Origin of the sequence: Nocardia sp. NPDC051832, assembly GCF_040681285.1 — a bacterium.
GTDB lineage: Bacteria > Actinomycetota > Actinomycetes > Mycobacteriales > Mycobacteriaceae > Nocardia.
In genome coordinates this window covers 227,543-241,560 of sequence record NZ_JBFAYL010000001.1, presented here as the reverse complement: position 1 = coordinate 241,560, position 14,018 = coordinate 227,543, and the positions used below count along the sequence as shown (strand labels likewise).

Here is a 14,018-nt window from a genome sequence, read left to right as displayed (position 1 = left end):
CCCTCCCGGACTCGAGCTAGAATCGAACATAAGTTCGAACAACTCGAGTCCTGGGAGGTGCGGACCGCATGCGACCGCTGCGCCAGGCCGAAATCGCCGGGCTGCTCGCCGACGACGCCGTCGCGTATCTGGCGACCATCGATCAGGCGGGTTATCCGCACGTCACACCGATCTGGTTTCTGTGGGACGGCAACGCTTTCCGCCTGACCAGCCTTGCCGATCGCCCGCATGTGCGGCGGATCCGCAGGAACTCCCGGGTCGGGGTGGTGGTCGATCGAGAACTCGGTCTGCGCGCCGACGGACAACGACCCAACCGCCAGCTCCGCATCATCGGCGACGCCGAACTCGCCGACGATCAGCACGGCCACTGGACCGCGCGCATCCGGGAGAAGTATCTGCGTTCCAGCGCCGAGCTGATCCCCAACGACGACGACCGGATTCTGATCACCATCACGCCCGTGCGGACCTGGGCCGTCGCCAGCGTCTAGTGGTCGTTGCCGCTGGCGGATCCGGAGTTGTTGCGGGGCAGCGGGAGCGGGATGCGGGTGTGGGCCGGTCCGGTGGTCGGCCCCGGCGTTGCCGCGCGCTGGTGCGACGGTTCCGAGGACGAACCCGGCGCGGGCTGATTGCCGAGCAGCGGGCCGAGCAGTTCCGGGAAAGGGATCGGCGGGAGATTCGGATCGGGTCGCAGGGCGGGCGGCGGGGTGGTCTGGGCCGGTGTGGGGGTGGTGACCGAGCCGGTGCGGGACGGCGGCGTGCTGCGATCCTGCGTGATGGGCGGGATATTGCCGCCGGTGCGGGAGGCGCCGTCGCCGGTGTTGACCGGGGGCGCGGGCGGAGTGGTCAGCTGCGAGCTGTTGGTGGTGCCGGCGGGGGAGACCTCGTCGTCGGAGGTCGGGGCGAAGGTCTTCACGCCGTAGCCGATGACCAGGCCGACCACCACGATCGCGCCGGCCAGGGTGCCGACCACCTTGGTGAACGTGCCGACCGGGGCGTCGCTGCCCAGCGCGGGGACCGGGAACATGGACGGCTGGGCCGCATCCGCCACCAGCGCGGCGCCTTTGGCGATGACCGCCTCCGGGTCGTCGACGCTGAGCACCGGCACCGCGAACTCGTCGGCCAGCGCGGTCAGCACCGCGGGAATGTTCGCGCCGCCGCCGATCACCGCGATTGCCTGGGGCTGTCTGGGCGCGCTGGCGAACACCACACCGGTGAATTCGGTGAGATCGTCGAGCAGGGTGGCGATCAGGGCTTCGAAGTCGGCTCTGGTCAGCTTCAGCGGCCGGCCGGCGACATGGTCGATGGTGACGGCGGGGGAGACCGAGAGGTGCTCCTTGGCGGCGCGGCCGCGGTTGGTCAGCATGCCGCGGTTGGGGCGGGTGCCGCGCCGGGCGTAGTGCAGGTCCACCAGGTGGTGGTAGATCAGCTCGTCGATGGCGTTGCCGCTGATCGTGGTGATGCGCTGCGATCGCAGCACGGTGCCGTCGGCCTGATCGGCGACGGTGACGCTGAGCCCGGTGGCGCCGAGGTCGACGATGGCGACCGTCTCGTAGCGATCCAGCAGGCCGGTGTGGCGCAGGAAGGTCAGCGCCGCAGTGCTTTCCGGAACGAGGCGCAGGTCGCGCTGTTTGCCGGTGGCCGAACGGATCACCTGTGCTTGTTCTTTGCTGCGGTAGGCGACGGCGACATTGCTGGGCCGGCCCACCGCGGCCGGGTTCGGCTGTCCGGTGAAGCCGACGGCGACAGGTGTTGCGGGCCAGGCGATGTCGAAGGAGACGTGCTGCGCCGAGGGCAGCTGGTTGGTCATCAGCTCGATCGAGGAAGCGACCAGATCGCCGAGGTCGGAGTGGGCCGCGTCGGCGGAAACGACGCGGTAGTCGAAACTTTGGGCGCCGTTGGGCGCGGTGGCGACCAGCGCCGAGCAAACGACCTCGTTCCCGGCTGAGATGCCAAGAGACGTTCGCATGTGTTCACCTCCCTTCGAGCGGATGGTCGTCGGTCAGGTCTTGATCTGACACTGGGTCGCCGACCATCTCGAATGGACTGCCGGACCGTCGCGGGTTGGCGCTGCTCCGGACTCGTGAACCGGCCGGCCCTCGGTCCGGTGGGGACGCGGGTGACGGCCTTGGCTCACGTGTGGACTTGCCCTCTGGTGAAGCTGGTGACGCTGTGAAACTGAGTGGTGATGCGGGTAACACTGGGATGCTTGGTAAAGCGAAAGGTGCTCGGGGCGACGCCGGTTCGAGATGAATCTGGCGGCCGGACAAGCGACCGTCGTCCATACTGTCACAATCCGTTATCCGAACGTTACAGTTTTCCCGAACTAATGGAAAGACCTTAATCGCGGCGTCTTCCGTCCCCCGGCGCGTGTTGGCACTCCCCCGCCCTTGAGCGCTGGCACTCTGCTGTATAGAGTGCTAGTCGGCACGATTGCCGTGTGCCAAGTTTGACATCTGAGCAGGGTTCCGGCACCCGCGACGACGGGGCTATGCGCAGGGTCAGCACCATGACCGAACGTTGGTCCGGGACAACGGTCCCGGACCATAAATCCCCTGAAAGTGGAGGGCTCAACGTGGCGAGCGTGAACATCAAGCCGCTCGAGGACAAGATCCTCGTCCAGGCCAACGAGGCCGAGACGACGACGGCCTCCGGCCTGGTCATCCCCGACACGGCGAAGGAAAAGCCGCAGGAGGGCACCGTCATCGCCGTCGGCCAGGGCCGCGTCACCGACAAGGGTGACCGCATCCCGGTCGACGTCAAGGAGGGTGACACCGTTATCTACAGCAAGTACGGCGGCACCGAGATCAAGTACCAGGGCGAGGAATACCTCATCCTGTCGGCGCGCGACGTGCTGGCCGTCGTCACCAAGTGACCCAGTAAACGTGTGCTGCCCCGGTTCCGCTGAGCGGGGCCGGGGCAGTGCCGTTTGTGGCGCTTCCTGAACCCAGAGGAATAGGACATATGCCAAAGCAGATCGAGTTCGACGAGAAGGCTCGTCGCGCTCTGGAGCGCGGTGTCGACAAGCTCGCCGACGCCGTGAAGGTCACCCTCGGCCCGCGTGGCCGCCACGTCGTGCTGGCGAAGGCCTTCGGCGGCCCGACCGTCACCAACGACGGCGTCACCATCGCGCGCGAGATCGAGCTCGAGGACCCGTTCGAGAACATGGGCGCGCAGCTCGTCAAGAGCGTCGCGACCAAGACCAACGATGTCGCGGGCGACGGCACCACCACCGCCACCGTGCTGGCCCAGGCGCTGGTGCGCGGCGGCCTGAAGAACATCGCCGCCGGCGCCAACCCGATCTCGGTCGGCAAGGGCATCGGCCTGGCCGCTGACGCGGTCGCCGCGGCGCTGCTGGAGCTGGCCACCCCGGTCTCCGGCGAGCAGGCCATCGCCCAGGTCGCCACCGTCTCCTCGCGGGACGAGGAAATCGGCGCGATGGTCGGCAAGGCGCTCACCACCGTCGGCAAGGACGGCGTGGTCACCGTCGAGGAGTCCTCGACGTTGCAGACCGAACTCGTTGTCACCGAGGGCGTTCAGTTCGACAAGGGCTACCTCTCGCCTTACTTCGTCACCGACGCCGACACCCAGCAGGCCGTCCTCGAGGACGCTTTCATCCTGCTGAACCGCGAGAAGATCAGCTCGCTGCCGGATCTGCTGCCGCTGCTGGAGAAGATCGCCGAGTCCGGCAAGGCCGTGCTGATCATCGCCGAGGACGTCGAGGGCGAGGCGCTGTCCACCCTGGTCGTCAACTCGATCCGCAAGACGATCAAGGCCGTCGCGGTGAAGGCACCGTTCTTCGGTGACCGTCGCAAGGCGTTCCTGGACGACCTGGCCGTCGTCACCGCGGGCACCGTGGTGAACCCGGATCTGGGCATCCAGCTGCGCGAGGCGGGCGTCGAGGTGCTGGGCAAGGCCCGGCGTGTCGTGGTCACCAAGGACGACACCACCATCATCGATGGCGCCGGCACCGCCGAGGACATCGCGGCCCGCGGCGCCCAGCTGCGCCGGGAGATCGAGGCCACCGATTCCGACTGGGATCGGGAGAAGCTGGAAGAGCGCCTGGCCAAGCTGGCCGGCGGCGTCGCGGTGATCAAGGTCGGCGCGGCCACCGAGACCGCGCTCAAGGAGCGCAAGTACCGGGTCGAGGACGCGGTCAGCGCGGCCAAGGCCGCGGTCGAGGAGGGCATCGTGCCCGGCGGCGGCACCGCGCTGGTGCACGCGGCCACCAAGCTCGTCGAGCTGCGCGACTCGCTGTCCGGCGACGAGGCCGTCGGCGTCGAGGTCGTCCGCGCGGCGCTGGAGGCGCCGCTGTTCTGGATCGCGGCCAACGCGGGCCTGGACGGCGCCGTCGTGGTCAGCAAGGTCTCCGAGGGCAAGGAAGGCTTCAACGCCGCCACCCTGACCTACGGCGATCTGCTCACCGACGGTGTCGTGGACCCCGTCAAGGTGACTCGCTCCGCCGTCGTGAACGCGGCGTCGGTAGCGCGGATGGTGCTCACCACCGAGAGCGCCATCGTGGACAAGCCGGTCGAGGAGGCGCAGGACCACGGGCACCACGGTCACGCGCACTGAGGCTCCGAACGCAGCGAAGGCCCCTTGGACGAGTCGTCCAGGGGGCCTTTGTGATTCCGGGGCGGACACGGCAGGTGCGCACGCGGCAGCGATACCGGGGCGGTGCGGTGTTGTGAACTACTACAGGCGCGGTCTGGCGCTGACGCTCGCGAGTATCCGGTCGCGCAGGGCCGCGGGCGGCGTCGTTGCCGTCACCTCGGCGAGCGCCGCCAGGGCGTCGCTGGTTTCGTGCACGTCGGCGATGAACGCGGTGCGTAGCGCGGGGTCTTCGGTGTCGAGCAGGTCTTGAACCGAATTGTGGTCTTCGTCGTCGATCGATCCGAGCGCGACGGCGTGCGCGAGATCGATCTGGCCTTCGGTCATCTCACGTCACCCCCAAACTTTTCTTCAGTCGAGTGAGTCCATCCCGAATACGGGACTTAACGGTCGGTAACCCTACGCCAAGATAGGTCGCCACCTCTGCATAGGTGCGCCCGCCGTAGTAGGCGAGCGAGATGGCCTCCCGTTGGGTCTCGGTGAGAGTCTTCAGCCCCTGGAGGACAGCCTGCTGTTCCAGCCTTCGTTCTACCTCTTCGGTGACTTCGTCGAATTCGTTACCGAGAACCCTTATCCCGTAGGCGACTTCGCGCTGGGTATGGGCCTGCTCGGCCCGAACCCGGTCGACCGCGCGCCGGTGAGCGAGCGTCATCAACCAGGTCACCGCCGATCCCTTGGCGGGGTCGAAACTGGCGGCGGTACGCCAGATCTGGAGATAGACCTCTTGGGTGGTCTCTTCCGCGTACCCCGGGTCGTGCAGCACCCGGAGCACCAGACCGAAGACGCGCGCACACGTCCGGTCGTACAGTTCGGCGAAAGCCTCTTGGTCGGACTTGCCGCAACGATGCAAGAGGGCGGCGAGCTCGATGCTTTCGGCTGCGCGTGCCGATACCGCAGAATCCACGCTGGGTGGAGTGGCTTCTCTTCGGTACGAGTCGCCTTCTGCGGCCGGCGGCCGCGTTGTCACAACGCTCCATTCTGTGTCATCGGTCACCACCGTAGCGGGCTGCTATCGACTCCCTTCCGGTGGGGTGGCCAGGAAACCGGCTGCGGCCCAGCGACTTTGCGGTAACTTCCGACACGCCAGGCTGTTCCTGTGGAACACGCCGTGACACACCGATAGCAGCTGCGAAACGCTGGGCCGACGACTACGCGACTCTCGGCGCACCCGACGACAGGCGTATCGGTGGTAACCGCATGCTGCCGGTCTGCCGGGGAGTTCCGAAGGTGTTGTAGTGGCCGGTTGTTTGCTAGGCATTCGGCGCGCCGCGCCGTATGGATGGGAGCAAACTTGGCGGGCCGAGCCGCCCTGTGTTAGACCGCGAGTCGCCGCCGATTGCGGCGGGCGTGCATCTCGCGCTCGGTCTCCGACATGCCACCCCAGATGCCATAGGGCTCGCTGACTTTCAGCGCGTGGCTGCGGCACTGCATGAGCACCGGGCAGGCCCGGCAGATTTCCTTGGCGCGCATTTCGCGCGCGGTACGGGCGCGGCCGCGCTCGCCGTCGGGATGGAAGAACACCGCGGAGTCTTGTCCGCGGCAGGATCCTCGCATCTGCCAGTCCCAGACATCGGCATTCGGCCCCGGGAGGTGGGTCGGCATGGGCACGGTGAACTCCTCAAGATGCGAGCTCGTCAGCTATGTCGAGCAGTTGGTTCTGCAAAGTAGTCGGTCCACGGCCGGGTCGGCGGTGCCCCGAGACTCGCCTTCCCGGTCGCCACAATTTCGCGCGGCGCCGACCATGGCGATGAGCTACGTTAGGTCCAGCCGCGAAATTCCGTCAATAGTTCGACGCACCGGTTCGAGAAATCTTCAATGGTGAGATTTAACCTCCCAGCTGTTTACTTTTAACATCGTTGCCGGTAATACTGTTCGGTTGGCCAGTTCGCGTTCGGCCCCGGCATGGCCTGTGGGCGGCATCATTCGCGCTGGTAGCCAAGGCTTTTGGGGGCTTGTGCGTGTCGTCTCGACTGGTAGCTGCCCTCCCGAACCGGTGATCCGAGCCACCTCGGGGGTTCCGGACGGGGATGGCGCAGATGGCCGAAACGGGGCGGCCAGGTTAATTGCGAGAAACGCATGTGAATATGTGTCGCCGGTACGTGCGCATTGTCGGTGGAGATTTACCTGATAGAAACACGGCGCGAAACCAGAAATGCTGGATGGTTGCCGGAGTGGAATCCCGGGCCGGTCTCCGGGCGTCGCGCGCGGCCAAGGATAGGGTTTGCCGATGCGCGCGCCCGACTCCTCGCTGGATACCCGATCTGAAGTCCTCGCTTCGGCGGCTTTCGGCGCCACGCCGGGACGCGCCGCTGCCGAGTTGCCGATTGCCTCAGACGGGCGCGATTCCTGGCATCGCGCGGTCGCTCTGGGCGGTCAGGGGTATTACGCCGCGGCCCGTGCCGAATTGCGCCGGTTGCGAATCCGCACCGCCGATCCCGTGCTGCGGTCGCTGGCCGCCAGCACCGAAGGTTCACTGCTACGCCAACTCGGCTGGCACGCCGAGGCTTCCGCGTACGACGGCCGGGCCGCCGCGCTGGCGCTGCCGCTGGACCCCGGGACCCCGGGCCGCACCGAAGCGGTCTGCGACGCGCTCACCGGTCTCGCCGCCGACGCGCTCGGCACCGGCCGGCTCGCACTGGCGGACCGGCTGTTGCGGCGCGGCGAGCGAACTCTCGACGACACGCACTGGCGAGCCCGGATCCGCTGGCACTGGGTCAGCGCGGAAACCGCCCTGGCGACCGGTGCGGCCGGACGCGCGCGTCAACACGCCGAGACCGGACTGGAACTGGCCGAAGCCGGCCCCTCGGTGCGGCACCGGGTGAAATCCCGGCTGCTCGCCGCCGCCGCGAACATGGCCTCGGGTGATCTGGATCTCGCGCGCACGCACGCGAACGTCGTTGCCGCGCAGTGCCGGGAACACGGCCTGATACCGCTCGGCTGGGCCTGCGCGATGCTGCGCGCCGGCCTCGCCGACGGCACCGCCGAGGCCGCGGCAAAGGCCTGTTCGGACGCTATTTCCCGGCGTGGCGGGCACTTTCGGTAACCGGACCCGACGCGGCGCGACCCGGCCCGGTTGACGCCACAACCCACCGTGTTGCCCGGTTCCCGGCGGTCTATCGCTATTGTTAGAGCCGTTCCGCCGGGTCCGGCGGAAGCACAGGTCATCGGGCCGGTGCCACTTGTAACGCCAGGAATCTCGCTGACGATGACGAACACGGGCGAAGAGTTGGACCTCGCCGTCGCTGCCGCTGCGCAGGGCGACAGGACCGCTTTAGCTCAGGTACTCGAACTGGTCCGACCGTTGGTAGTCCGCTACTGCCGGGCGCGGATCGGTGCTGCGGAGCGTGGGAATCTCTCCGCCGACGATGTGGCGCAGGAGGTATGTCTGGCTGTGATGACTGCCTTGCCCCGGTATCAAGACCAGGGCAGGCCCTTCATGGCCTTCGTATACGGAATCGCGTCACACAAGGTTGCAGACGCCCATCGCAACTCCGCCCGTAACAAGGCGGAGGCTATGGCCGAAGTACCAGATGTCATATCCACCGACCACGGTCCGGAACAGCGAGCTCTCGAATCGGAAGCGAGCAGGCAGATGAACCGCCTACTCGCCACGTTGCCTGAAAAGCATCGGGAGATCCTGATCCTCCGCTTGGTCATGGGTTTGTCAGCGGAAGAAACCGCAGTCGCCGTGGGCAGTACGGCGGGTGCGATACGAGTGGCCCAGCACAGGGCGCTCGCGAAACTCAAGTCTCAAGTGGCGAGGGCAGGTGAAATGTATGGCTAGGGATGGCGAGCGCGGTCGGGGCGACTGGAAGGCGCGACGTGGATCGCGAGACAGCGGTCCCTACGCCGAGGGAAATGGCGGCGACACCGGACCGGTGGACATCGCGGCGGTACGCCGCGATGACGCGCTGATCGACGCCATCTCCAGTGACGGCACGGTACAGACCGACAGCGAGCAGGAATACGCGCTCGCGACGCTGCTGGCGGATTGGCGCGCGGAGCTCATCGCGCCGCCGCTGCCGAGCAGCCCGGATCTGGACGCGGTCGTCGCGGCGGTCAACCAGGAAATAGGCGCGCGAAAAGTGCGCGTGGGCGCACAGGCCGGCGGGCGTTTGCGGCTGGTGCGTCCAATCCTCGGGACCGCGGCCGCTCTCGCGCTGGTCTTCGGTGGTGTTACCGCTTTCTCCTACAACGCCGAGCCGGGAAATCCGCTGTGGAAGGTCAAGGAGGTCGTGTTCAGCGAACAGGCCCTGACCACCGTGGTGAACCGGGCCGACGGTCAGATGGGTGAGGCGCAACAGGCGCTGCAGCAATTGAATCCGACACAGGCCGCGGTCCAGCTGGGCCGTGCGAAGGAAAACCTCGAACAGGTCAGCGATTCGGACAAGAAGACTCAGCTCGAAGCCGAGTGGAAGCAACTGGTCGAGAGACTGCGCGACTCGTCTCCGGAGGGCCGCGCGCTCGCGGCTCAGCTGGATCCGGTATCGGACCCCAGCAAGCCGCCGGTGACGAGTGTCACTACGCCGCCGGTGAATCCGCTTCCGGGCGAAGTCACGACGAAGCCGTCGGATCCGGGTTCCTCCGCCGCGGTCACCGTGCCGCCGGTGACGCAGGAGCCTCCGGTGACGACCGTGCCGCCGATCACGACGCCGCCGCCGGTGACAGTGGACCCCTCGACGGTGCCGACGGTGCCGTCGACGGTGGTTCCGACCACTGTGGCGCCGCCGCCCTCGGCCGTGACGCCCACGGGCGGCGGGGATGTGACAATCCCCACGCAGCCTTCGTTGCCCTCGATTCCCGGCACCACCGCTACCTTCCAGATCCCGAGCATGCCGAGCGTGCCCGGACCCAGTAGCTAGACGTCAGTCGTACGGACAACGATCGCCGACCAAGCGAATTGGTCGGCGATTTTGTTGTTTCGGGGAATCAGCTGTCGAAACCGTCGAAGCCGTCGCCGTGGAAGGCCTCGTTCATCGAGGCGTCCGCGTATCCCCGGCAGTAATCCCAGGTGACATACGCTTCCGGCGTCGGATCATAGGCGGGCTCGTGCGGGCGCACCGTGCCGTCGACCAGCAGCTGTAGCAGGTTGGCGCGCAGCATGTCCCAGTCGTGGTAGTGGTCCTGTCTGCAGTCTTCGCAGCTGACCACGAGCCCGCGGATACCGCGGTGCCCTAGGAGAGCCTCGTAGACCGCGAGATCAGCGAGATCCTCCTCGACCGCAAGGCGCTCGTGGGGATCCAGCGGTTCGCCGGGCTCGATGGCATCGAGCGCGGCGGACGGGTCGGAGGGGTCTCCGGCGAAGGGATCCGGCGGCAAGCCAGGTGGTAGATGGTCACGCACACACCCACGGTACGCAGAACAGGGCGGTCTGCGCCAGCTATGTGGAGGGCAAGTTTCGCTGACAGCGAGATCCTTGCCTGACCGAAGGCGGAGTTTGCTCGGCAGATACCATGGTGCCCAGGCTTCGGGGCTTGAAGCCCGCCGCCGCTGCCGTCCATCCCATCAGTTGTGCGTGACCCCGGTCTTCCCGGTGTCTCTCGCTTTCGACGTCCAGGAGGGGTCGATCCGAATGAGTAATCCCGTACCGGGCGAACGGCTCGCAGTCCGCCCCCCTACGGGTGGCGACGACCCGAACAAGATCGCCATGCTCGGCCTCACGTTCGACGACGTACTGCTGCTGCCCGCCGCCTCTGATCTCATCCCCAGCTCGGTGGAGACCGCCAGCCAGCTGACCCGTGACATCCGCCTGCGCACCCCGCTGGTGAGCTCGGCCATGGACACCGTCACCGAGGCCCGGATGGCCATCGCCATGGCGCGCTCCGGCGGCATGGGCGTGCTGCACCGCAACCTCGCCGCCGCCGATCAGGCCGCGCAGGTGGAGACGGTGAAGCGCTCCGAGGCGGGCATGGTGACCGATCCGGTCACCTGTCGCCCCAACGACACCCTGGCCGAGGTGGACGCCATGTGCGCCCGCTTCCGCATCTCCGGTCTGCCGGTGGTGGACGAGGTCGGCGCGCTGGTGGGCATCATCACCAACCGCGACATGCGCTTCGAGGTGGACCAGAACCGCCGGGTCGCCGACGTGATGACCAAGGCGCCGCTGATCACCGCGCAGGAGGGCGTCACGGCCGAGGCCGCGCTGGGCCTGCTGCGCCGCCACAAGATCGAGAAGCTGCCCATCGTCGACGGCAACGGCAAGCTGCGCGGGCTCATCACGGTCAAGGACTTCGTCAAGACCGATCAGTACCCGAACGCTACCAAGGACCGCGACGGCCGCCTGCTGGTCGGCGCCGCCATCGGCGTCGGCGAAGACTCCTGGTCGCGCGCAATGACATTGGCCGACGCCGGTGTGGACGTGCTGATCGTGGACACCGCGCACGGCCATCAGGCCGGCGTGCTGAAGATGGTCACCAAGGTCAAGGCCGAGGTCGGCGAGCGCATTCAGGTGGTCGGCGGCAACGTGGCCACCCGGGCCGGCGCGCTCGCGCTGGTCGAGGCCGGCGCGGACGCTGTCAAGGTGGGCGTCGGTCCCGGCTCCATCTGCACCACCCGCGTGGTCGCCGGTGTCGGCGCGCCGCAGATCACCGCGATCCTCGAGGCCGTCGCCGCGTGCAAGCCGCACGGCGTGCCGGTCATCGCCGACGGCGGCATCCAATACTCCGGTGACGTCGCCAAGGCCATCGCCGCGGGCGCCTCCACCGTCATGCTCGGTTCGCTGCTCGCGGGCACCGCCGAGTCGCCGGGTGAGCTGATCCTGGTGGGCGGCAAGCAGTTCAAGAGCTACCGCGGCATGGGCTCGCTGGGCGCCATGCAGGGCCGTGGGCAGGCCAAGTCCTACTCCAAGGACCGCTACTTCCAGGACGACGTGCTGGCCGAGGACAAGCTGGTGCCCGAGGGCATCGAGGGCCGGGTGCCGTTCCGCGGTCCGGTCAGCCAGGTCATCCACCAGCTCGTCGGCGGTTTACGCGCGGCCATGGGCTACACCGGCTCCGGCTCCATCGAGCATCTGCAGCAAGCGCAGTTCGTGCAGATCACCGCGGCGGGCCTGAAGGAAAGCCACCCGCACGACATCACCATGACCGTCGAAGCCCCCAACTACACTGGTCGCGGTTAGACGGCTTGACGATCGCGCGTCCGCGCGCGATTACCCTGTTCGCGGGAGTCGGGGCGCGCCTGGACCGTTGACCACGGTGCAGGCGGGCCCGCACGGGTGCGGCCCGGATCGGCTCACCCCGCCCGCGACAGCCGACGCATCCCGATGGCGGGCGAGCCCACACGCTTCGTGCCGGCGGCACAACGCAGTCGCGCCTGGGCGCGGCAATCACACACAATCAAGGAGTACACGTGCGCGACATGGTCGAGATCGGCATGGGCCGGACCGCCCGGCGTACCTACGAGCTGGACGATGTCGACATCGTGCCCTCGCGGCGGACCCGCTCGTCCAAGCAGGTGTCGCTGGCCTGGCAGCTCGACGCCTATCGGTTCGAGATTCCGTGCCTGGCGCATCCGACCGACGCGCTGGTGTCGCCACAGTTCGCCATCGAACTCGGACGCCTCGGCGGGCTCGGCGTGATCAACGGTGAGGGCCTGTGGGCCCGGCACGCCGACGTCGAATCCAAGATCGATCAGCTGGTCGAATTAGTTGGCAAGGGGGGTTACGAGCGGGCCATCGCGCTGCTGCAGGAACTGCACGCCGCGCCGATGCAGCCGGACCTGCTCGCCGCCGCTGTCGCGCAGGTGCGGGCCGCCGGTGTCACCGTCGCGGTGCGGGTCAGCCCGCAGAACGCGCGGGCGCTGACCCCGGCGCTGGTGCAGGCCGGCGTCGACCTGCTTGTCGTGCACGGCACCATCATCTCCGCCGAGCACGTCGGCGATGGTGAGCCACTGAACCTGAAGACCTTCATCGCCGAGCTGGATGTGCCGGTGGTCGCGGGTGGCGTGAGCGATCACAAGACCGCGCTGCATCTGATGCGCACCGGCGCGGCCGGCGTCATCGTCGGCTACGGCTCCTACCCGGGCGCCACCACCACCGGCGAGGTGCTGGGCATCGGCGTGCCGATGGCCACCGCGATCGCCGACGCCGCCGCCGCGCGCCGCGATTACCTCGACGAGACCGGCGGACGCTACGTGCACGTCATCGCCGACGGCGACATCGCCACCTCGGGCCAGCTGGCCAAGGCCATCGCCTGCGGCGCGGACGCCGCCATGCTGGGCGTGCCGCTGGCCGTGGCCGCCGAGGCCCCGGGCCGCGGCTGGTACTGGCCGTCCTCGGCCGCGCACCCGTCGGTGCCGCGCGGTTCCATGCTGCACGTGGACGATCCGTGGGACCTCGGCGGCGAGGCCACCGAACCGGCGCGCCCGCCGCTGGAGCGCGTCCTCTACGGCCCGTCCGACGACCCGTTCGGCTCGCTGAATCTCGTGGGCGGTCTGCGTCGTTCCATGGCCAAGGCTGGCTACTCCGACCTCAAGGAATTCCAGAAGGTCGGTCTGTCCGTCCGCGCCTGACCCAGGCCCGGTTCAGCGGGCGTGGGTGAGGCGGTCGCGGAGGAATTGCCGGATCGCGTGGTTGACCGTGTCCGGGTGCGTCATCGTGACCGCCAGGCGCGCGCCGGTGATCTCCAGATAGGTGGAGTGCGCCAGGCCGCGGGTGAGCTGGCGGGCGCGGTGCTGCGCGATACCGGAGTCGGTGGCGTGGATAACCAAAGCGGGACAGGTGATTTCGGCCAGGCGGTCCAGGACGGAGTCGCGGGCCAGCAGGCAGCCGGCGGCGACCTCGATGCCCTGCCGGTCCCGGGTCAGCCAGCGGTTGGTCCAGATCTCGCGGTACCAGTCGTCGTCGCCGATCAGCCAGTGTGCCAACTGATTTACGGCCTGCCGGCGGGAATCGTCGTCGTACCACTCGTCCAGGAACTTCTGGGTCGCCGTGGACTGCTCGGGGGTCGATCCGTGCGCCTCGGTACTGATCAGGATGAGCGCGGAAACCCGTTCGGGGGCAATGAGGGCCGTGCGCAAAGCTGTGAAGCCGCCTTGCGCGGTACCGCCGATGACAGCGCGTTCGGCGCCGAGATGGTCCAGGACGGTCAGCGCGTCGCGTGCGGCGGTCCAATAGGTGAAGGGCAGGCCCTGATCGGTGGTGCGGCCGTGGCCACGCGCGTCCCAGGACACGATGCGGAATTCCGGTGCCAGCGCGGCCATTTGGGAGGCGAACATGGTGCGGTCGAAAAAGATCTCATGGGCGAGTAGCACCACCGGACCGTCTCCACCGCTGTCTTCGTAGTGGATGTCAGCGTCTATCGCACGGGCGAATGGCACGAGCAGAGGATAACCAGCCCCACGACGGCGCGAGGAGTGATTTGCTGGGCTGCTGCTCCAGCACCTGCCGCCCGTTGATCAGTGTCATGCCTCAC

The 14,018-nt window shown here is 67.9% G+C and carries 14 protein-coding genes; 8 read left to right on the top strand and 6 right to left on the bottom strand.

From position 1 onward, the window contains the following. Positions 1-68 precede the first annotated feature (68 nt). Complete coding sequence (locus AB0M14_RS01145) at positions 69-488, top strand: pyridoxamine 5'-phosphate oxidase family protein (RefSeq protein ID WP_364986874.1); 420 nt, start codon at positions 69-71, stop codon at positions 486-488. Here AB0M14_RS01145 and AB0M14_RS01140 read toward each other — a convergent pair. After that, positions 485-1,966: an Hsp70 family protein gene (locus AB0M14_RS01140; RefSeq protein WP_364986871.1), complete on the bottom strand. Its 1,482-nt coding sequence runs from the start codon at positions 1,964-1,966 to the stop codon at positions 485-487. The two genes, AB0M14_RS01145 and AB0M14_RS01140, sit on opposite strands and share 4 nt — an antisense overlap. A gap of 606 nt (positions 1,967-2,572) precedes the next feature. Here AB0M14_RS01140 and groES point away from each other — a divergent pair. Further along, a complete protein-coding gene (groES, locus tag AB0M14_RS01135; RefSeq protein WP_194817442.1) occupies positions 2,573-2,872 on the top strand; it encodes a co-chaperone GroES in 300 nt (99 codons plus the stop codon). An 89-nt stretch (positions 2,873-2,961) separates the two neighbouring features. Then, the gene (gene groL, locus AB0M14_RS01130; RefSeq protein ID WP_364986867.1) at positions 2,962-4,572 is read left to right on the top strand and encodes a chaperonin GroEL; all 1,611 of its coding nucleotides are present in this window, start codon (positions 2,962-2,964) and stop codon (positions 4,570-4,572) included. Between the two features lie 120 nt (positions 4,573-4,692). Here groL and AB0M14_RS01125 read toward each other — a convergent pair whose 3' ends face one another. From AB0M14_RS01125 to AB0M14_RS01115, 3 genes are all read right to left on the bottom strand, one after another. Then, positions 4,693-4,935 carry a hypothetical protein gene (locus AB0M14_RS01125; protein WP_364986864.1) on the bottom strand — a complete coding sequence of 81 codons (243 nt, stop codon included), beginning with the start codon at positions 4,933-4,935 and terminating at the stop codon, positions 4,693-4,695. A 1-nt stretch (position 4,936) separates the two neighbouring features. Then, on the bottom strand, positions 4,937-5,512 hold the full coding sequence (locus tag AB0M14_RS01120; protein ID WP_364986861.1) for a sigma-70 family RNA polymerase sigma factor: 576 nt from the start codon (positions 5,510-5,512) through the stop codon (positions 4,937-4,939). Positions 5,513-5,922: 410 nt separating this feature from the next. Then, positions 5,923-6,216, bottom strand: a complete 294-nt coding sequence (locus AB0M14_RS01115) for a WhiB family transcriptional regulator (RefSeq protein WP_194817445.1) — start codon at positions 6,214-6,216, stop codon at positions 5,923-5,925. A 619-nt stretch (positions 6,217-6,835) separates the two neighbouring features. Between AB0M14_RS01115 and AB0M14_RS01110 the strand changes: the two genes are divergently transcribed. From AB0M14_RS01110 to AB0M14_RS01100, 3 genes are all read left to right on the top strand, one after another. Next, a complete protein-coding gene (locus AB0M14_RS01110) occupies positions 6,836-7,651 on the top strand; it encodes a hypothetical protein (RefSeq protein WP_364986857.1) in 816 nt (271 codons plus the stop codon). A 162-nt stretch (positions 7,652-7,813) separates the two neighbouring features. Next, positions 7,814-8,392, top strand: a complete 579-nt coding sequence (locus AB0M14_RS01105) for a sigma-70 family RNA polymerase sigma factor (RefSeq protein WP_364986854.1) — start codon at positions 7,814-7,816, stop codon at positions 8,390-8,392. After that, positions 8,385-9,470 (top strand): anti-sigma-D factor RsdA, encoded by a 1,086-nt coding sequence (locus AB0M14_RS01100; RefSeq protein ID WP_364986851.1) that lies wholly within the window; start codon positions 8,385-8,387, stop codon positions 9,468-9,470. Before AB0M14_RS01105 ends, AB0M14_RS01100 begins: the two co-directional genes overlap by 8 nt. A gap of 67 nt (positions 9,471-9,537) precedes the next feature. Here the strand turns inward: AB0M14_RS01100 and AB0M14_RS01095 are convergent, their stop codons facing one another. Beyond that, positions 9,538-9,951, bottom strand: a complete 414-nt coding sequence (locus AB0M14_RS01095) for a DUF5319 domain-containing protein (RefSeq protein ID WP_036533470.1) — start codon at positions 9,949-9,951, stop codon at positions 9,538-9,540. A gap of 229 nt (positions 9,952-10,180) precedes the next feature. Here AB0M14_RS01095 and guaB point away from each other — a divergent pair, with 229 nt between their 5' ends. Together guaB and AB0M14_RS01085 are read left to right on the top strand one after the other, a co-directional pair. Beyond that, positions 10,181-11,725: an IMP dehydrogenase gene (guaB, locus tag AB0M14_RS01090; protein ID WP_364986847.1), complete on the top strand. Its 1,545-nt coding sequence runs from the start codon at positions 10,181-10,183 to the stop codon at positions 11,723-11,725. Positions 11,726-11,955: 230 nt separating this feature from the next. Beyond that, positions 11,956-13,116, top strand: a complete 1,161-nt coding sequence (locus tag AB0M14_RS01085) for a GuaB3 family IMP dehydrogenase-related protein (protein ID WP_364986843.1) — start codon at positions 11,956-11,958, stop codon at positions 13,114-13,116. Positions 13,117-13,128: 12 nt separating this feature from the next. Here the strand turns inward: AB0M14_RS01085 and AB0M14_RS01080 are convergent, their stop codons facing one another. Then, on the bottom strand, positions 13,129-13,923 hold the full coding sequence (locus AB0M14_RS01080; RefSeq protein WP_364986840.1) for an alpha/beta fold hydrolase: 795 nt from the start codon (positions 13,921-13,923) through the stop codon (positions 13,129-13,131). Between the last annotated feature and the right edge of the window lie 95 nt (positions 13,924-14,018).